The organism is Enterobacter cloacae complex sp. P43RS (assembly GCF_014930585.1).
GTDB classification, from domain to species: Bacteria; Pseudomonadota; Gammaproteobacteria; order Enterobacterales; family Enterobacteriaceae; genus Enterobacter; species Enterobacter bugandensis.
Map to the genome: position 1 here is coordinate 107,688 of NZ_JADBRJ010000002.1, position 19,330 is coordinate 127,017.

Annotated in this window: 19 protein-coding genes and 2 tRNA genes; 9 read left to right on the forward strand and 12 right to left on the reverse strand. The window is 57.8% G+C overall.

All coding sequences use genetic code 11. The features are described from left to right. Window positions 1–2: 2 nt before the first annotated feature. From IM294_RS04340 to mltB, 11 genes are all read right to left on the reverse strand, one after another. Window positions 3–76, reverse strand: a tRNA-Arg gene (locus IM294_RS04340). Window positions 77–80: 4 nt separating this feature from the next. Continuing rightward, window positions 81–173: transfer RNA gene (locus IM294_RS04345), tRNA-Ser, on the reverse strand. A 342-nt stretch (window positions 174–515) separates the two neighbouring features. Then, on the reverse strand, window positions 516–701 hold the full coding sequence (gene csrA, locus IM294_RS04350; protein WP_000906486.1) for a carbon storage regulator CsrA: 186 nt from the start codon (window positions 699–701) through the stop codon (window positions 516–518). A 241-nt stretch (window positions 702–942) separates the two neighbouring features. Then, complete coding sequence (alaS, locus tag IM294_RS04355; protein ID WP_028014187.1) at window positions 943–3,570, reverse strand: alanine--tRNA ligase; 2,628 nt, start codon at window positions 3,568–3,570, stop codon at window positions 943–945. 131 nt (window positions 3,571–3,701) lie between these two features. Next, window positions 3,702–4,202 (reverse strand): recombination regulator RecX, encoded by a 501-nt coding sequence (recX, locus tag IM294_RS04360; RefSeq protein ID WP_061097291.1) that lies wholly within the window; start codon window positions 4,200–4,202, stop codon window positions 3,702–3,704. Window positions 4,203–4,270: 68 nt separating this feature from the next. Next, entirely contained in the window at window positions 4,271–5,329 is a 1,059-nt protein-coding gene (recA, locus tag IM294_RS04365; protein WP_028014189.1) for a recombinase RecA, read from the reverse strand. Window positions 5,330–5,418: 89 nt separating this feature from the next. Further along, the gene (pncC, locus tag IM294_RS04370) at window positions 5,419–5,916 is read right to left on the reverse strand and encodes a nicotinamide-nucleotide amidase (RefSeq protein ID WP_028014190.1); all 498 of its coding nucleotides are present in this window, start codon (window positions 5,914–5,916) and stop codon (window positions 5,419–5,421) included. A gap of 129 nt (window positions 5,917–6,045) precedes the next feature. After that, a complete protein-coding gene (locus IM294_RS04375) occupies window positions 6,046–6,924 on the reverse strand; it encodes a metal ABC transporter substrate-binding protein (RefSeq protein ID WP_028014191.1) in 879 nt (292 codons plus the stop codon). Window positions 6,925–6,938: 14 nt separating this feature from the next. Further along, window positions 6,939–7,799 carry a metal ABC transporter permease gene (locus IM294_RS04380; RefSeq protein ID WP_041908508.1) on the reverse strand — a complete coding sequence of 287 codons (861 nt, stop codon included), beginning with the start codon at window positions 7,797–7,799 and terminating at the stop codon, window positions 6,939–6,941. After that, window positions 7,796–8,449: a metal ABC transporter ATP-binding protein gene (locus IM294_RS04385; protein WP_126817320.1), complete on the reverse strand. Its 654-nt coding sequence runs from the start codon at window positions 8,447–8,449 to the stop codon at window positions 7,796–7,798. Before IM294_RS04385 ends, IM294_RS04380 begins: the two co-directional genes overlap by 4 nt. Window positions 8,450–8,706: 257 nt before the next feature. Further along, the gene (gene mltB / locus IM294_RS04390) at window positions 8,707–9,807 is read right to left on the reverse strand and encodes a lytic murein transglycosylase B (RefSeq protein ID WP_185860335.1); all 1,101 of its coding nucleotides are present in this window, start codon (window positions 9,805–9,807) and stop codon (window positions 8,707–8,709) included. Window positions 9,808–10,060: 253 nt separating this feature from the next. On the opposite strand from mltB, the gene srlA reads away from it, so the two are divergent. The 7 genes from srlA to gutQ all read left to right on the forward strand — a co-directional run bounded on the left by srlA (window position 10,061) and on the right by gutQ (window position 14,971). Continuing rightward, a complete protein-coding gene (gene srlA, locus IM294_RS04395) occupies window positions 10,061–10,624 on the forward strand; it encodes a PTS glucitol/sorbitol transporter subunit IIC (protein ID WP_126817316.1) in 564 nt (187 codons plus the stop codon). Continuing rightward, a complete protein-coding gene (locus tag IM294_RS04400) occupies window positions 10,621–11,580 on the forward strand; it encodes a PTS glucitol/sorbitol transporter subunit IIB (RefSeq protein WP_126817314.1) in 960 nt (319 codons plus the stop codon). The genes srlA and IM294_RS04400 overlap by 4 nt, the downstream gene beginning before the upstream one ends. Window positions 11,581–11,592: 12 nt before the next feature. Further along, on the forward strand, window positions 11,593–11,955 hold the full coding sequence (srlB, locus tag IM294_RS04405) for a PTS glucitol/sorbitol transporter subunit IIA (protein WP_045261263.1): 363 nt from the start codon (window positions 11,593–11,595) through the stop codon (window positions 11,953–11,955). Window positions 11,956–11,969: 14 nt separating this feature from the next. Next, window positions 11,970–12,749: a sorbitol-6-phosphate dehydrogenase gene (gene srlD, locus IM294_RS04410; protein WP_023294411.1), complete on the forward strand. Its 780-nt coding sequence runs from the start codon at window positions 11,970–11,972 to the stop codon at window positions 12,747–12,749. 67 nt (window positions 12,750–12,816) lie between these two features. Continuing rightward, window positions 12,817–13,176, forward strand: coding sequence for a transcriptional regulator GutM (gutM, locus tag IM294_RS04415; protein WP_126326381.1), 360 nt, complete (start codon window positions 12,817–12,819; stop codon window positions 13,174–13,176). 63 nt (window positions 13,177–13,239) lie between these two features. Continuing rightward, entirely contained in the window at window positions 13,240–14,013 is a 774-nt protein-coding gene (locus IM294_RS04420; RefSeq protein ID WP_010434430.1) for a DNA-binding transcriptional repressor, read from the forward strand. Beyond that, complete coding sequence (gene gutQ / locus IM294_RS04425; protein ID WP_126817312.1) at window positions 14,006–14,971, forward strand: arabinose-5-phosphate isomerase GutQ; 966 nt, start codon at window positions 14,006–14,008, stop codon at window positions 14,969–14,971. Before IM294_RS04420 ends, gutQ begins: the two co-directional genes overlap by 8 nt. Here the strand turns inward: gutQ and norR are convergent. Beyond that, window positions 14,968–16,482, reverse strand: coding sequence for a nitric oxide reductase transcriptional regulator NorR (gene norR / locus IM294_RS04430; protein ID WP_126817310.1), 1,515 nt, complete (start codon window positions 16,480–16,482; stop codon window positions 14,968–14,970). The two genes, gutQ and norR, sit on opposite strands and share 4 nt — an antisense overlap. 187 nt (window positions 16,483–16,669) lie before the next feature. Here norR and norV point away from each other — a divergent pair, with 187 nt between their 5' ends. Together norV and norW are read left to right on the forward strand one after the other, a co-directional pair. Then, entirely contained in the window at window positions 16,670–18,112 is a 1,443-nt protein-coding gene (gene norV, locus IM294_RS04435) for an anaerobic nitric oxide reductase flavorubredoxin (protein WP_126817308.1), read from the forward strand. Next, window positions 18,109–19,242: an NADH:flavorubredoxin reductase NorW gene (gene norW, locus IM294_RS04440; RefSeq protein ID WP_126817306.1), complete on the forward strand. Its 1,134-nt coding sequence runs from the start codon at window positions 18,109–18,111 to the stop codon at window positions 19,240–19,242. Before norV ends, norW begins: the two co-directional genes overlap by 4 nt. The last annotated feature ends 88 nt before the right edge of the window (window positions 19,243–19,330 follow it).

Here is a 19,330-nt window from a genome sequence, read left to right on the forward strand (position 1 = left end):
GGTGCATCCGGGAGGATTCGAACCTCCGACCGCTCGGTTCGTAGCCGAGTACTCTATCCAGCTGAGCTACGGATGCAAAATGGCGGTGAGGCGGGGATTCGAACCCCGGATGCAGCTTTTGACCGCATACTCCCTTAGCAGGGGAGCGCCTTCAGCCTCTCGGCCACCTCACCACACAACGCCTCTTTCGAGTGCTTCGAGCAACTCGTTAAGAGCTTCTCGTCGCTGCGTGGCGCATATATTACTTTCTGGGACTTATAAGTCAAACAATTTTCCAAAAGCTTTTATCGTTTGCACAAATCACACGCAATTCGCATGTAAAAGCCGCAAAGAGGGTGTTTTATAAGCGGATTTTGCAGGCAACGCCACAGAAAACATCTGCCGAAATGGCGGTATTGAGACGAGTTAAGGGTAACGGAGTGGTTAAAAAGAGAGCGATTGAAATTAAACGGTAACTTTGAGCAGGAAAAATAGCGGGAGGGTTGCGTCTCGCCCGACAGCGAGACGCGACAATATCAGTAACTGGACTGCTGGGATTTTTCAGCCTGGATACGCTGGTAGATCTCTTCACGGTGGACAGATACTTCTTTAGGAGCGTTAACACCAATACGTACCTGGTTACCCTTTACCCCTAAAACTGTCACGGTGACCTCATCCCCAATCATGAGGGTCTCACCAACTCGACGAGTCAGAATCAGCATTCTTTGCTCCTTGAAAGATTAAAAGAGTCGGGTCTCTTGTATCCCGGCATTATCCATCATATAACGCCAAAAAGTAAGCGATGACAAACACGTAAAGTGTAAGCAGTCACGGCATCACATTCTGTTAAACGTAAGTTTAGCCGATATACACAAACTCAACCTGACTTTATCGTTATCGATAGCACAGTGAACAAGACGCCATAACGTTGCCGCTATGGCGTCTGCTTGTGCTTTGTAGTTATTACAGTTTCGCGCTTACCCAGCTTTCAACGCTGGCTAATGCCGCAGGAAGTGCCGCCGCATCCGTACCACCGGCTTGCGCCATGTCCGGACGACCGCCACCCTTGCCCCCCACCTGCTGAGCGACCATACCAATCAGTTCCCCTGCTTTAACGCGGTCGGTCACATCCTTAGAGACGCCCGCAATCAGAGAAACCTTACCTTCTGCCACCGTCGCCAGCACGATAACGGTAGAACCAAGCTGGTTCTTGAGATCGTCGACCATAGTGCGCAGCATCTTAGGCTCAACGCCCGCCAGATCGCTGACCAGCAGTTTGACGCCCTTAATGTCTACAGCCTTGCTGGAGAGGTTTGCACTCTCCTGCGCCGCAGCCTGCTCTTTCAGCTGCTGCAGCTCTTTTTCCAGCTGACGCGTGCGATCCAGCGCAACGCGCACTTTCTCGCCCAGATTCTGGCTATCGCCTTTCAGCAGCTGCGCGATGTCGTGCAGCTGATCGCTCTGCGCATGCAGGCTGGCGATTGCGCCTTCACCGGTCACCGCTTCAATACGACGCACACCTGCAGCCGTACCGGATTCGGAAACAATGCGGAACAGGCCGATGTCACCGGTGCGTGAGGCGTGGGTACCGCCGCACAGTTCGGTAGAGAAGTCGCCCATGCTCAGCACGCGAACGCGCTCGTCATATTTCTCGCCAAACAGCGCCATCGCACCTTTTTTCTTCGCGTCCTCAAGATCCATGATGTGGGTCTCAATTGGCAGGTTACGACGGATCTGCGCGTTCACCAGGTCTTCCACCGCGCGAATTTCAGACGGCTTCATCGCTTCAAAATGCGAGAAGTCGAAGCGCAGCACTTTATCGTTTACCAGAGAACCTTTCTGTGCAACGTGGGTACCCAGCACGTCACGCAGGGCTGCGTGCATCAGGTGGGTTGCAGAGTGGTTCAGACGAATGCGCGCACGGCGTGCTTCATCAACGTTAGCCTGTACGCCCTCGCCCACTTTCAGAGAACCGGATACCAGTTTGCCCTGGTGACCGATCGCCTGACCGTATTTCTGGGTGTCGCTGACGCTGAAGCTAAAACCGTTGCCTTTCAGTTCGCCTTTATCGCCAACCTGGCCGCCGGATTCCGCATAGAACGGCGTTTTGTCCAGAATGACGACGGCTTCCTGACCCGCGCTGATGCTGTCTACGGCTTTACCGTCAACAAACAGGGCGGTCACTTTGCCGGTCAGTTCCAGCGCTTCATAACCTTTGAATTCAGACGCGCTATCAACGCGGATCATCGCGTTGTAGTCTGCACCGAAACCGCTGGACTCACGCGCACGACGACGCTGCTCTTCCATCGCGGCTTCAAAGCCTGCTTCATCAACTTTGATGTTGCGCTCGCGGCAAACGTCCGCCGTCAGGTCAACCGGGAAGCCGTAGGTGTCGTACAGGCGGAAAGCGGTTTCGCCATCCAGCGTGTCGCCCTTAAGCTTCGCCAGTTCTTCGTCCAGCAGCGCCAGACCGCGCTCCAGCGTACGAGCGAACTGCTCTTCTTCGGTTTTCAGAACCTGCTCAACCTGCGCCTGCTGGCGTTTCAGCTCGTCGCCGGCTGACCCCATCACGCCAATCAGTGGCCCAACGAGTTTATAGAAGAAGGTGTCCTTCGCGCCCAGCATGTTGCCGTGACGGATCGCACGGCGAATGATACGACGCAGCACGTAGCCACGGTTTTCATTCGACGGAATAACGCCGTCGGCAATCAGGAACGCACAGGAACGAATATGGTCTGCGATAACGCGCAGCGATTTGTTGTTCAGATCGGTCGCGCCGGTAACGTTCGCAACGGCTTTGATCAGAGTGCTGAACAGGTCAATCTCGTAGTTGGAGTTAACGTGCTGCAGAACCGCGGCGATACGCTCCAGGCCCATACCGGTATCAACGGACGGCTTCGGCAGCGGCTCCATGGTGCCGTCAGCCTGGCGGTTGAACTGCATGAAGACGATGTTCCAGATCTCAATATAGCGATCGCCGTCTTCTTCCGGGCTGCCTGGAGGGCCGCCCCAGATATGGTCGCCGTGATCGTAGAAGATCTCGGTGCACGGACCGCAAGGACCGGTGTCGCCCATCTGCCAGAAGTTATCAGACGCATATGGCGCGCCTTTGTTATCACCGATGCGAATAATACGCTCGCGCGGGATACCCACTTCTTTTTCCCAGATTTCGAACGCTTCGTCATCGGTTTCGTAGACGGTCACCCACAGACGCTCTTTCGGCAGGTTGAACCAGTTTTCACCGGTCAGCAGCTCCCATGCGTATTGAATGGCATCATGTTTGAAGTAGTCGCCGAAGCTGAAATTACCCAGCATTTCGAAGAAGGTGTGGTGGCGCGCGGTGTAACCGACGTTTTCCAGGTCGTTGTGTTTACCGCCCGCACGCACGCAACGCTGTGAGGTTGTGGCGCGGGAATAATTACGCTTGTCGAGACCAAGGAACACATCCTTGAACTGGTTCATCCCGGCGTTGGTAAACAGCAGAGTCGGATCGTTGTTCGGTACCAGGGAGCTGCTGGCAACAACCTGGTGTCCCTTACTATGGAAAAAATCGAGAAACGCCTGACGGATCTCAGCGGTGCTCTTGCTCATAATTATCCTGAAATCAAGCTAACGAAATGTCGTAGCCAGCCTGTATCGGTAAACCGTTGGACGGACCAGCTACTGGAAAAAGTGGGAATAAGATAAGTTTTCTTTAGTGGGAAGTAAAATCCCGCATGCGTTCAATCGGCAAAATTACGCCAGATATCCTGAATATCTTCCATCAGAAAGCCGCGGTAGAGCAAAAAGCGCTGGATTTTGACTTTTTCTGAAAATTCACGCGGCAACGGTTCGCCGTACTTACGAATCGCCTGCTCTTTTGCCAGTTCGCACCAGTCGATGTCGCTTTCGCGCATCGCTTTTTCGATGGACTCTCTGGCTACCCCTTTCTGGTTCAGCTCCTGGCGGATGCGCGCGGGCCCATACCCTTTGCGACCACGGCTGGCGAGAAAACGCGAGGCAAACCGGTCATCGTCCAGGTAATGATGCTCATAGCACCAGGCCACCACGCGGTCGTAGTCTTCCGCAGTGGCATCAATCTCTTCCGGCCCGTTTTTGCTCATGACGGGCGCTGACAGCTTCCGCCGCAGCTCCTGTTCACTGTGGTCGCGCACGGCGAGAATGCGTACCGCACGATCCAGCAAGCGCGCGTAGGCGGGTCGGCGTGATGTCGGTTCACTCATAAAAAACCTGCAGAATCAGAAATGCAAAAAGGGCCGCGTCAGCAGCCCTTCATCTTTACACGAGAGACTTAAAAGTCTTCGTTGGTTTCTTCAGCATCCGCGGCATCCACCACGAAATCAGGTTTGGAGTCCTGGTTGTTCAGCAGAAGCTCACGCACCTTCTTCTCAATCTCTTTCGCCGCAGCCGGGTTCTCTTTCAGCCAGGAGATAGCATTCGCTTTACCCTGACCAATCTTGTCACCGTTGTAGCTGTACCAGGCGCCCGCTTTTTCAATCAGCTTCTCTTTCACGCCCAGGTCAACCAGCTCGCCGAGGAAGTTGATACCTTCGCCGTAGAGGATCTGGAATTCGGCCTGTTTGAACGGTGCTGCGATTTTGTTCTTCACAACCTTCACGCGGGTTTCGCTACCCACCACGTTCTCGCCCTCTTTCACCGCGCCGATACGGCGGATATCCAGACGGACAGAGGCGTAGAATTTCAGGGCGTTACCACCGGTGGTGGTTTCCGGGTTACCGAACATCACACCAATTTTCATACGGATCTGGTTGATGAAGATCAGCAGCGTATTGGACTGTTTCAGGTTACCGGCCAGCTTACGCATCGCCTGGCTCATCATACGTGCCGCGAGGCCCATGTGAGAGTCACCGATTTCACCTTCGATTTCCGCTTTTGGCGTCAGCGCCGCAACGGAGTCGACGATGATCACGTCAACCGCACCGGAGCGTGCCAGCGCGTCACAAATTTCCAGCGCCTGCTCGCCGGTGTCCGGCTGGGAACACAGCAGGTTGTCGATATCAACGCCCAGCTTACGGGCATAGACCGGGTCCAGCGCGTGCTCGGCATCGATAAACGCACAGGTTTTACCTTCGCGCTGCGCCGCTGCAACAACCTGCAGGGTCAGCGTCGTTTTACCTGAGGATTCCGGACCGTAGATTTCTACGATACGCCCCATCGGCAAACCGCCCGCGCCCAGTGCGATATCCAGAGAAAGCGAACCGGTGGAGATAGTTTCCACATCCATGGAACGGTCTTCACCCAGGCGCATGATGGAGCCTTTACCGAATTGCTTTTCGATCTGGCCCAGTGCTGCCGCCAACGCTTTCTGTTTGTTTTCGTCGATAGCCATTATTACTCCTGTCATGCCGGGAGAAGCAACTGCGCTTCACCATGGACTTCTGTTCTGTTGGTGCAATTATACTGTATAGTCATACAGTATCAAGTATTTTGTAGAAATTGTTGCCAGAGCGTTTTTAACGCATAAACGGTAGCCTGACGACGCACGCTTTCGCGATCGCCGCTGAAGCACTCCCGGCGGGTGATCCCCTCCCCTTTGGACGTGGCAAACCCGAACCAGACGGTGCCGACAGGCTTCACGTCGCTGCCGCCGTCCGGCCCCGCGATGCCGCTGATGGAAATGGCGTAATCTGCCCGCGCCTCTTTCAGCGCGCCAATGGCCATTTCAATGACAACCGGTTCGCTGACCGCGCCATGCTGTTCCAGCGTGGCTTCGCGCACGCCAATCATCTGCGCCTTAGCTTCGTTACTGTAGGTCACAAAGCCACGTTCAAACCAGGCGGAACTGCCGGCGATATCGGTAATCGCTTTCGCCACCCAGCCGCCGGTGCAGGATTCCGCAGTGGTAATAGTCGCGCCACGCTGCTTCAGGGCAAGGCCAACGATCTCGCTAAGCTGCATCAATTCATGGTCAGTCATTCTAGCTCCAGGCTTGAGAAAAACGTGCAGCACAAGATAGCACTTTCTCGTCAGATATGGGGATGCGCTTCAGGTTTTACGAGGGGGCTTCAGAAAAAAGCCGGTGCGAGCGCACCGGCTGTAGAAATATTATTTCATGCTGTTCGCAAGCGTATCGACATTATGGCGAAACGCCTTAACGTAGGTGTCTGCTGCCCCACCTTTTGCCGACAGGGCTTCCGGGTAAAGTTCGCCGCCCGGCTGTGCGCCCGTCGCCGACGCAATCTGCTTCACCAGACGCGGATCGAGCTGGTTTTCCATAAACCACGTTTTCACGCCGTCGGCTTTAATCTGCTTGATAATCTCCGCCACCTGCGACGCGCTGGCCTCGCTCTCTGAAGAGAGTCCTTGAGGTGCCATGAAGGTTACGCCGTAAGCGCGGCCAAAATAACCAAACGCGTCATGGCTGGTCAGCACTTTGCGCTTTTCCTGCGGGATCTGGCTAAAGCGCGTTTTTGCCCAGCTGTCCAGTTGAGTCAGTTGCGCAATGTATGGTTTTCCTGAAGCCTCCAGCGCCGCTTTGTCTTCCGGATCGGCTTTCACCAGCCCGTTCAGAATATTTTGCGCATACAGCGCACCGTTCGCCGCGCTGTTCCAGGCGTGCGGATCGGTCACGGTCTTTCCATCTTCCTCAAGCGTGTGGGTTTTCACCCCGTTTGAGGCAACGACCAGCTGGCCTTTGAACCCGGAGGCTTTCACCAGGCGGTCGAGCCAGCCTTCCAGCCCCAAACCGTTGACCACGACCACGTCAGCCTTGCTCAGCGCCGCGCTGTCCTTAGGCGACGGTTCGAAGGTATGCGGATCGCCGTCCGGCCCCACCAGCGTCGTCACGTTTACACGATCGCCCCCCACCTCCTGCGCGATATCCCCCAGTATCGAAAAGCTGGTGACCACATTCAGCGTTTTCGCCATCACGCTATGCGACATCATCCCCAGCGCTAGCGCCATGATTAATCCTGTACTTTTCATCGTTTCCCCTTGCGTTAATAAAGCGCCCGCAGGCTGCCAGCCAGCCTGCTGCGCGTGCCAAATAAAACGGAAATAAAGAACAGCGCGCTGGCGGTCAGCACAATAGATGGCCCCGCGGGTAAACTTGCCGCCCAGGAGAGGCTTAGCCCCAGCCACGCGCAGAAAATACCGCTGATACCAGCCATCAGGAGTAATCCGGGTAAGGTGCGGACCCAACAGCGCGCCGCCACCGCCGGGAGCATCATCAGCCCGACGGCCATCAGCGTGCCGAGCACCTGAAAACCGGCCACCAGGTTCAGGACCAGCAGCGCCAGAAACAGACCGTGCAATAAGCCGGGTAGCCAGCGGGCATTCACCTGCAGCCAGGCGGTGTCAAACGCCTCCGTCACCAGCCCGCGGTAAAAAAGGGCCAGCATGATAAGGGTGAAGATGCACACGCCGGTCACAAACAGCGCGGCGTCGTTGTCCACCGCGAGGATTGAGCCAAACAGCAGATGCAGCAGATCGACATTCGAGCCGCGCAGAGATACCAGCGTGACGCCCAGCGCCAGTGACCCCAGGTAAAAACCGGCAAAGCTGGCATCCTCTTTCAGCGGCGTGCGGCGGCTGACCAGCCCGGCCACCAGCGCAACGGCAATCCCGGCGATAAACCCGCCGACGGTCATAGCCAACAGCGACATCCCGCTGAGCAAATACCCCACGGCGACGCCGGGCAAAATGGCGTGAGAAAGCGCATCGCCCATCAGGCTCATCCGGCGCAGCTGAAGAAACACGCCGAGCGCGGTGGTGCTGACGGAGAGCGCCAGGCAAACCACCAGCGCGCGACGCATAAAGCCGAATTCGATAAACGGCTGGAAGAATGTGTGCCAGATCATGCCACCCTCACCCGTTCGGTTTTCCACTGGGGGGCGTCAGCATCCAGCCGCAGCGTCTGCGGGAAGTGGCGCGCCACGCGCTCGCTGTCGTGCAGTACCGCGAGCAGCGTTTGCCCCTGCATATACATATCCAGCATCAGATCCATCAGCACGTTGCAGGTCGCTTCATCAACGCCGGTGAAGGGCTCGTCGAGCATCACCAGCGGCGCCTGCTGTACTAACACGCGGGCAAAAAGCATGCGCTGAAACTGGCCGCCGGAGAGTTCATCAATGGTGGAGAGCGCCATCGACTCCAGTCCCACGCGCTCAAGTGCACCACTAATGCGCAGACGCGCTTCGCGACGAAAACCGGCGAAAAGCGAAATTCCGGGCCAGCAGCCCATGCTCACCACGTCCTGCACGGTCAGCGGAAACTGCGCTTCCAGCGCGTGACGCTGCGCCAACCAGCCGATTACCGGTCGTCTACCCTGCCAGTGAAATCTGCCGCTGACGGGCGGAATAAATCCGGCGAGGGTTTTCAGCAGCGTGGATTTGCCGCAGCCGTTGGCGCCGATAATCGCGGTCATGCTGCCGCGTTCAATCACGCCCGAAAGCGGACGCGTGACGGGCTGGCGGTCGTAGCCCGCAACCAGTGCGTTCATCACGATCATGGCAGCGCCACCGCCCAGCGCACGGCCAGCCCGAGAAACAGAATGAGCACCATCGCCAGCAGCAGCCGAACCGGGGATGAGAGAGAAAACAGGGACATGGATATTTCAACTCAAAAATAATGTTATAACATAACAATAATGAAAGGCGATGAAGATGTAAACGGCGGAAATGAAATGGGAGTGTGGCGAAATGTTTCTGCGGGAAAGCGGTGCGCGCGGGTGCCCTCTCCCACAGGGAGAGGGCGGAATAAGGCGAGTTACTGACTAAACGGCGACGCCGCCGGGACGCGAGCCTGCGATACCGCAAGCCCCAGTTGCCACACCGCCATCGCATAGTGGGTGCTATGGTTGTAGCGGGTGATGGTGTAGAAGTTCGGCATGCCGTACCAGTACTGGTAGCCAGTTCCCACGTCCAGACGCAGCAGGCTCACCTGGTCAACATTGCCCAGCGGCTGGGTTGGCGTTAAGCCTGCCGCCGTCAGCTGCGCAACGCTGTATTTGGTTTTAAAGCCGTTTTCCAGACCAAACGCTTCGCCGTTCGCCTGCACGGCAACCTGGCCGCCCGGCGTCCAGCCGTGCGCTTTGAAGTAGTTCGCCACGCTACCGATGGCATCCACCGGATCCCACAGGTTAATGTGACCATCCCCGTTAAAGTCGACGGCATACTGCTTATAGGAGGACGGCATAAACTGGCCGTAGCCCATCGCGCCGGCAAATGACCCTTTCAGATCGAGCGGATCGTCCTTCTCGTTGCGCGCCATCAGCAGGAAGGTTTCCAGCTCGGAAGAGAAATACTCCGCGCGGCGCGGGTAGTTAAAGGAGAGTGTCGCCAGTGCGTCGAGGATGCGGGTTTTGCCCATCACGCGCCCCCAGCGGGTCTCTACGCCGATAATCCCGACGATGATTTCCGGCGGCACGCCGTAAACCTGCCACGCGCGGTTGAGCGCATCTTCATACTGGTTCCAGAACGCCACGCCGTTTTGCACGTTGTCCGGGGTAATAAACTGTTTGCGGTAGCGCAGCCATGCGCCGTTCGGCCCGCTCGGCACCTGGGCGGACGGTGCCTGCCTGTCCATCAGGCGCAGAACATAGTCCAGACGCTTCGCCTGAGACAAAATTTCATGCAGCTGCTGGCGGTCGAAACCGTGTTTGCTCACCATTTTATCGATGAACTGCTCGGCCGCCGGGTTATTCGCGAAGTCGCCTCCCATCTGCATCATATTGTGCTGCGGCTCCAGCAGGAATCCCCCGGAAGGCGCGCCCGCCGTTTGCTGAACGGCTTCGGTCTTAGGTTTGCTGCTACAGGCAGACAGCAGGATAAGCGCAGGCAACAGCGCTGCATAACGACGCTTGAACATGAGACATCCATTTAACGGGTTCGATAAGAACCCAGTATGGTAAAGCATCCGCAACACCTCAAGGAAGCGGTACGCGCCTCCACAACGCAAATCCGCGCTTTTTTCCACCGAAAATCATTCACCCCACCAATTAACTTTCAAAATAATACATTTTTCTTTCATTGTGAGATCCAACTAACACTTTAAAACCTTTCAAAGTGATTATTATTAGCCGCAGTTATACAAAAACAAAAAAGCCCCACAGGAGAGAAGAATGATAGAGACCATCACCCACGGCGCCGAGTGGTTCATCGGGCTGTTTCAGAAAGGCGGAGAAGTGTTCACCGGCATGGTGACCGGGATCCTGCCCCTGCTGATCAGCCTGCTGGTGATCATGAACGCGCTGATCAACTTTATCGGCCAGCAGCGCATCGAACGCTTTGCCCAGCGCTGCGCCGGTAACCCGCTGTCCCGCTACCTGATATTGCCATTCATCGGCACCTTTGTTTTCTGTAACCCGATGACCTTAAGCCTCGGCCGCTTTATGCCGGAAAAGTACAAGCCGAGCTACTACGCCGCCGCCTCCTACAGTTGCCACTCGATGAACGGCCTGTTCCCGCACATCAACCCCGGAGAGCTGTTTGTCTACCTCGGGATCGCCAGCGGCCTGACCACGCTTGGCCTGCCGCTCGGCCCGCTGGCGGTGAGCTACCTGCTGGTTGGCCTGTTGACCAACTTCTTCCGCGGCTGGGTGACTGACCTCACCACCGCTATTTTCGAGAAAAAAATGGGCATCCAGCTTGAACAGAAGGTCCATCTTTCAGGAGCGACAGCATGAACCGGATCCGCATTGAGAAAGGCACGGGCGGCTGGGGCGGCCCGCTGGAGTTCAACGCCACCGAAGGCAAAAAGATCGTCTACATCACCGCGGGCACGCGCCCGGCGATTGTCGACAAGCTGCGCGAGCTGACCGGCTGGGAAGCGGTTGACGGCTTTAAAGAGGGCGAGCCGCCGGAAGCGGACATCGGCGTGGCGGTGATTGACTGCGGCGGCACGCTGCGCTGCGGCATCTATCCGAAGCGCCGCATTCCGACGGTGAATATTCACTCCACCGGGAAATCCGGCCCGCTGGCGCAGTACATCCTTGAGGACATTTATGTCTCGGGCGTGAAGGAGGACAACATCACTCTGGTGAATGGCACTGCCGCGCCGCAAAAAGCAGCCCCGCGCGAGTACGACACCAGCAAGAAGATCACCGAGCAGAGCGACGGCCTGCTGGCAAAGGTCGGGATGGGGATGGGCTCCGCCGTGGCGGTGCTGTTCCAGTCCGGGCGCGACACTATCGACACGGTGCTGAAAACGATTCTGCCGTTTATGGCGTTCGTCTCGGCGCTGATCGGCATCATCATGGCGTCCGGTCTGGGCGACTGGATTGCCCACGGCCTCGCCCCGCTCGCCAGCCACCCGCTCGGGCTGGTGACGCTGGCGCTGATCTGCTCCTTCCCGCTGCTGTCGCCGTTCCTCGGTCCGGGCGCGGTGATTGCCCAGGTCATCGGCGTACTGATAGGGGTGCAGATTGGTCTGGGCAACATTCCCCCGCACCTCGCCCTGCCCGCCCTGTTTGCCATTAACGCCCAGGCGGCGTGCGACTTCATCCCCGTGGGGCTGTCGCTGGCCGAAGCGCGCCAGGACACCGTGCGCGTGGGCGTGCCGTCCGTGCTGGTGAGCCGCTTCCTGACGGGCGCGCCGACGGTGCTGATTGCCTGGTTTGTCTCCGGCTTTATCTATCAATAAGAGGTTCCTGCAATGAACGTCATTTACCAGACCACCATTACCCGCATCGGCCAGAGCGCAGCAGACGCGCTGAGCGACCAGATGCTGATCACCTTCCGCGAAGGCGCTCCGGCGGATATCGAAGAGTTTTGCTTTATCCACTGCCACGGCGAACTGAACGGCGAGCTGAAGGCCGGAAGCCAGCTGGAGCTGGGCGAGGCGCGCTATGCCGTCACCGCCGTCGGCGACGTGGCGGAGCAAAACCTGCGCGAGCTCGGCCACATCACCCTGCGCTTCGACGGCCAGCCGCAGGCGGAATACCCCGGTACGGTTCACGTGGATGGCCCGGTTCCGCAGGCTGTCACCCCAGGCTGCACGTTAAAATTTGTTGCGTAATTAAGGAGAATCACATGAGTCAGGTTGCCGTTGTCATTGGTGGGGGACAAACCTTAGGCGAGTTCCTCTGCCGTGGGCTTGCCGCAGAGGGCTACCGCGTGGCGGTAGTGGACATTCAGAGTGAAAAAGCCGCCCGCGTGGCGGACACCATTAACACCGAGTTTGGCGAAGGGATGGCGTACGGGTTTGGTGCCGACGCCACCAGCGAGCAGAGCGTGATGGCGCTAGCTCGCGGCGTGGACGAGATTTTTGGGCGCACCGACCTGCTGGTCTACAGCGCGGGAATTGCGAAAGCGGCGTTTATCAGCGATTTCGAGCTGGGGGATTTTGACCGTTCGCTGCAGGTGAATCTGGTGGGCTATTTCCTTTGCGCCCGCGAGTTTTCCCGCCTGATGATCCGCGACGGGATTCAGGGGCGCATTATTCAGATCAACTCAAAATCCGGGAAAGTGGGCAGCAAGCACAACTCCGGGTATAGCGCGGCGAAGTTTGGCGGCGTGGGGCTGACGCAGTCCCTGGCGTTGGATCTGGCCGAATACGGGATTACCGTGCACTCGCTGATGCTGGGCAACCTGCTGAAATCGCCGATGTTCCAGTCCCTGCTGCCGCAGTACGCCACCAAGCTCGGCATCAAGGCTGAGGAAGTAGAGCAGTACTACATCGATAAAGTGCCGCTGAAGCGCGGGTGTGACTATCAGGACGTGCTGAACATGCTGCTGTTTTACGCCAGTCCGAAAGCGTCGTACTGCACCGGGCAGTCGATTAACGTGACCGGTGGGCAGGTGATGTTCTGATCGAGCGGCCTGATGCCCTCACCCTAACCCTCTCCCACCGGGAGAGGGAACAAAACAAGGAGTCGATATGGTAACCGCACTCATCACCGTCGCCGGCCTCGCCTGGCTGTGCCAGATGGCGTTTGGCGGCTGGCAGATCCACCAGTTTAACCGCGCGTTTGATGCGCTGTGTCAGAAGGGCCGCGTCGGCGTCGGGCGTTCCGGCGGACGCTTTAAACCGCGCGTGGTCGTCGCCGTAGCGCTGGACGAGCACGACCGGGTGTGCGATTCCCTCCTCATGCGTGGCATGACGGTATTTGCCCGTCCGGCCAAAATCCAGGCAATCAACGGCCTCTTGTTACAGGAATTGCAGCCTGATGTGATCTTTCCCCATGATCCACTCTGTCAGAATGCACTATCATTAGCGCTCAATCTGAAACATGGATAATTTCGTTGTGAAAGTTATAGACTTGCGAAATTATCATTTCGCAACCTAAGGAACGAAGCGCCTATGAAACCACGTCAGCGGCAGGCGGCCATTCTTGAGCATCTACAAAAGCAGGGAAAATGCTCGGTAGAGGATCTGGCCCACTACTTTGACACCACCGGCACGACAATACGCAAGGACCTGGTATTGCTCGAAAACTCTGGCGCCGTTATTCGCACCTACGGCGGCGTGGTGCTCAACAAGGACGAAGCGGACCCGCCAATCGATCACAAAACGCTGATCAATACCCACCAGAAAGCGCTGATTGCCGAAGCCGCCGTGAAATTTATCCAGGACGGCGATTCCATCATCCTCGACGCAGGCAGTACCGTCCTGCAGATGATCCCCCTGCTCAGCCGCTTTAACAACATCACGGTGATGACCAACAGCCTGCACATCGTCAACGCGCTGTCCGAGTTCGACAGCGAGCAGACCATCCTGATGCCCGGCGGCACCTTCCGCAAAAAATCGGCGTCCTTTCACGGCCAGCTGGCGGAGAACGCTTTCGACCACTTCAGCTTCGATAAACTATTTATGGGCACCGACGGCATCGACCTGAACGCAGGCGTCACGACGTTTAACGAGGTGTTCAGCGTCAGTAAAGCCATGTGCAACGCCGCGCGGGAAGTGATTTTAATGGCCGACTCGTCGAAGTTTGGCCGCAAAAGCCCCAATATTGTCTGTAGCCTCGAAAGCGTTGATAAGCTGATTACCGACGCGGGTATCGATCCGGCGTTCAAAAAAGCGCTGGAAGAAAAAGGCATCGACGTGATCGTAACCGGAGAAAGAGATGAGTGATTTTCTGTTAGAAACGGGCCGCCAGACGCTGATGCTGGAGCTGCAGGAAGCCAGCCGCCTGCCGGAACGTCTGGGCGAGGAGTTTGTCCGCGCCGCCAACACCATTATCCACTGCGAAGGCAAAGTGATTGTGGCGGGCATCGGTAAATCTGGCCATATCGGCAAGAAGATTGCCGCGACGCTCGCCAGCACCGGTACCCCGGCGTTCTTCGTGCATCCGGCAGAGGCGCTGCATGGCGATCTCGGGATGATCGAAAGCCGCGACGTGATGCTGTTTATCTCCTACTCCGGTTCGGCCAAAGAGCTGGATCTGATTATTCCGCGCCTGCAGGAAAAATCTGTCGCCCTGCTAGCGATGACCGGGAAACCCCGCTCGCCGCTGGCGCTGGCCGCCAAAGCGACGCTGGATATTTCCGTTGAGCGTGAAGCCTGCCCGATGCACCTCGCCCCCACCTCCAGCACCGTTAACACCCTGATGATGGGCGACGCACTGGCGATGGCGGTAATGCAGGCGCGCGGATTCAATGAGGAAGATTTTGCCCGTTCGCATCCGGCAGGTGCGCTCGGTGCGCGACTGCTCAACAAGGTTCACCATCTGATGCGCACCGACGATGCCATTCCGCAGGTCAAACTCGATACCAGCGTGATGGACGCGATGCTGGAGCTGAGCCGCACCGGTCTGGGGCTGGTGGCGGTATGCGATGACGGCGGAAACGTGAAGGGCGTGTTCACCGACGGCGACCTGCGCCGCTGGCTGGTGGGCGGCGGCAGGCTGGAAACAAACGTGTCTGACGCCATGACCAAAGGCGGGCTGACGCTCAACGCCGACAGCCGCGCCATTGAAGCCAAAGAGGTGCTGATGAAGCGCAAAATCACCGCCGCACCGGTGGTGGACGAGCACGGCAGGCTGTGCGGCGCTATAAACCTGCAGGACTTCTACCAGGCCGGGATTATTTAACCCTTCAGCCCAAGACGCTTCGCCAGCCGGTGCAGGTTGGCGACGTCCATCTCCAGCGCCCGCGCGCACGCCGCCCAGCTGCGGTTATTCTGCTCCAGCGCGCGGGTAATCATCTGACGCTGAAACTCTTCCGTCGCTTCGCGCAGGTTTTCGATTGCGCTTTCAGGCACAGCAGGCTTCACGATCGGGGCATTTTCCTCATGCAGCGCAAAATGGCGCGCATGAATCACCACTTCATCCCCCGAGCGCGTCGCCCTCGCCAGCACCACCGCGCGGTGAATCGCATGCTCCAGCTCGCGCACGTTGCCCGGCCAGCCGTAGCTGAGCAGATGCGCTCTCGCCCCCGGGCTAAGCACCACGCGGGACAGCCCCATTTTGAGACGGCACTGTTCGCAGAAATAACCCGCCAGCAGCACCACGTCGTCTCCGCGCTCACGCAGCGGCGGCACGGACAGCGGGAACACGCTCAGGCGATGGAACAGGTCGGCGCGGAACTGCCCGGCCAGCACCGCTTCGCGCAGATCCCGGTTGGTCGCAGCAAGGACCCGCACGTCCACCCGCAGGCTGCGGTCATCCCCCACGCGCTGGATGTCGCCGTACTGCAATACGCGCAGCAGCTTGGCCTGAAGTGAAAGGGAAAGCTCGCCAATCTCATCAAGAAACAGCGTGCCGTTATCGGCCATTTCAAACTTGCCGCTGCGGTTGCTGATGGCCCCGGTAAACGCCCCTTTGACGTGACCGAAAAGTTCGCTCTCCGCCACGCTTTCCGGCAGCGCCGCGCAGTTGAGGTACACCAGCGGGTTGACCGCGCGCGGCGAAGCTTCGTGGATGGACTTCGCCACCAGCTCCTTACCGGTACCGGTCTCTCCGAAGATCAGCACGTTCAGATCGGACGCGGCAACAATCTCAATCTCTTTTTTGAGCTGCGCCATGCCGGGCGAAAGGCCGATCATCTCCGTATGCGCCACCTGTTCAAACGCCGCCGGGCTGCCGGGAAGAATATTCTGGCTCTCCAGCTGCTCTATCAGCAGCGCATTATTCAGCGCTCCAGCGGCCAGCGCCGCAATCAGGCGCAGCTCTTCGTCGCTGAAGGTATCGAACTGATCCGGCGACATGCCGTCGAGGGTTAATGCGCCAATCAGATTCTGCCCGGCGAACAGCGGCAGGCCAATACAGGCGTGCACCTTCAGGCTCTCCTGCCCCGGAATCAGGCCGTCGTATGGATCGGGCAGATCGCTGTCTGCCGGGAAACGCACCACGTCGCCCGCGCGGGCGATGGTTTCCAGACGCGGGTGGCCCTCCAGCGTAAAGCGCCGCCCGAGTACGTCCTTCGCCAGGCCGTCGATAGCCAGCGGAATAAACTGCCGCCCTTCGTAACGCAGCAGCGCCGACGCATCGCAATCCAGCACGTGGCGCAGCGTGGAGATCAGGCGCTGAAAGCGGTCCTGATGGCCGATACCGGTTTGCAGCTCAATGGCGATCTTCGCCAGCACGTCTACGGAAAAGCTCATGTCTGCCTCACTGTCATTTTGACAATGCATAATGTCATATTGACTCTTTTTAGGATAGTCATAATGACTACTCATTATGGGGCATTAAATCACAAGTTATTGAATATTAATAATTTAAAAAGTTGGCACGCAACTTGATATAAGCAAACCATCTTATTTGAAAACGCTGTATTAAGTTGAGGTTGCTATGTCTATTCTGGTTAAAAATAACATTCATTGGGTGGGTCAACGTGACTGGGAAGTGCGCAATTTCCACGGGACGGAATACAAAACGCTGCGCGGCAGCAGCTACAACAGCTATCTCATCCGCGAAGGTAAAAACATCCTGATCGATACCGTCGATCACAAATTCAGCCGTGAGTTCGTGCAGAACCTGCGCGGTGAAATCGACCTGAATGACATCGACTACATCATCATCAACCATGCGGAAGAGGACCACGCCGGGGCGCTGACCGAGCTGATGTCCCACATTCCGGATACCCCAATCTACTGCACCACCAACGCCATTGATTCAATTAACGGCCACCACCATCATCCAGAGTGGAACTTCCACACTGTAAAAACCGGCGACACGCTGGATATCGGCAACGGCAAGCAGCTGATCTTCGTCGAAACCCCGATGCTGCACTGGCCGGACAGCATGATGACCTACATGACCGGCGACGCGGTGCTGTTCAGCAACGACGCCTTCGGCCAGCACTACTGCGACGAACGCCTGTTTAATGATGAAGTGGATCAGACCGAGCTGTTCGAACAGTGCCAGCGCTACTACGCCAATATCCTGACCCCGTTCAGCCGCCTGGTGACGCCTAAAATTACCGAGATCCTCGGCTTCAACCTGCCGGTGGAGATGATTGCCACCTCCCACGGCGTGGTGTGGCGTGAAAACCCCACCCAGATCGTCGAGCTGTACCTGAAATGGGCCGCGGATTACCAGGAAGACCGCATCACTATCTTCTACGACACCATGTCCAACAACACCCGCATGATGGCGGACGCGATTGCCCAGGGTATCAATGAAGTTGACCCTAACGTGGCGGTGAAAATCTTCAACGTGGCGCGCAGCGATAAGAACGAGGTATTGACCAACGTCTTCCGCTCCAAGGGCGTGCTGGTGGGTACCTCCACCATGAATAACGTGATGATGCCGAAGATTGCCGGCCTGGTGGAAGAGATGACCGGCCTGCGCTTTCGTAACAAACGCGCCAGCGCCTTTGGTTCACACGGCTGGAGCGGCGGCGCGGTAGACCGTCTTTCCACCCGTTTACAGGATGCGGGTTTTGAGATGTCCATGAGCCTGAAGGCGAAATGGCGTCCGGATATCGACGCGCTGGAAATCTGCCGCCAGCATGGCCGCGACATCGCCCGTCAGTGGGCGCTCGCCCCGCTTCCTGAAGTCACCGCAAAACCTGCGGAACAGCCACAAACCTGTTCTACGGCAGCCAGCGCCGATCTCGGTCCGCGCATGCAGTGCAGCGTCTGCCAGTGGATCTACGATCCTGAGCTTGGCGAACCGCTGCAGGATGTAGCCCCGGGCACGCCGTGGAGCGAGGTGCCGGACAACTTCCTCTGCCCGGAATGCTCGCTCGGCAAAGACGTCTTTGATGAACTGGCAACGGAGGCAAAATGAGCAACGGCATCGTTATCATCGGCTCGGGCTTTGCTGCCCGCCAGCTGGTGAAAAATATCCGCAAACAGGATGCAAACGTGCCGTTGACGCTGATCGCCGCCGACAGCATGGACGAGTACAACAAGCCTGATTTAAGCCACGTCATTAGCCAGAATCAGCGCGCCGATGACCTCACCCGCCAGACGGCGGGGGAGTTCGCGGAGCAGTTCAACCTGCGTCTGTTTCCGTACACCTGGGTCACCGATATCGATGCCGACGCCCACGTGGTAAAAGCGAAAGAGAAAACCTGGCAGTACGACAGGCTGGTGCTGGCGACCGGGGCATCTGCGTTTGTGCCGCCGGTTGAAGGCCGCGAGCTGATGATTACCCTCAACAGCCAGCAGGAGTATCAGGCCAGCGAAACCCGGCTACGCGATGCCGCCAGAGTGATGATTGTCGGCGGCGGGCTGATCGGCACCGAGCTGGCGATGGACTTCTGTCGGGCGGGAAAATGCGTGACCCTGGTTGACCACGCAGCGAGCATTCTGTCGGCGCTGATGCCCGCAGAAGTAAGCAGTCGCTTACAGCATCGTCTGACCGATATGGGCGTGCATCTGCTGCTGAAATCGCAGCTACAAAGCCTGAGCAAAACCGAAGGCGGTATGCGTGCCACGCTCGACCGAAGCCGCAGCGTAGAAGTGGATGCGGTGGTTGCCGCGACGGGCCTGCGCCCGGAAACCGCGCTGGCGCATCGCGCAGGGGCTGAAATAAACCGCGGCGTGAAGGTAAATAGCTACCTGCAAACCACGCGGCCGGATATTTATGCCCTGGGCGACTGCGCGGAAATTAACGGCCAGGTGCTGCCCTTCCTGCAGCCGATACAATTAAGCGCCATGTATCTGGCAAAAAACCTGCTCGGCGGCAGCGCGCCGCTGAAATTACCCGCCATGCTGGTAAAGGTCAAAACGCCGGAATTGCCGCTGCATCTTGCAGGTGAAACGCAGCGTCGGGATCTGGACTGGCAGATTGCCCTTTCGCCGCAGGGCATGGTGGCGCGCGGCACCGATGCTGACGGTCAGATACGCGCCTTTGTCGTCAGCGAAGACCGGATGAAGGAGGCTTTCGCGCTGCTGAAATCGCTGCCTGCTTAACCCTCGTATTGCCGGGTGGCGCTCCGCTTACCCGGCCTATATGCAGACCCGCGCAAGCGTAGCGCCGCCGGGTAAAACAGGGTGGGGA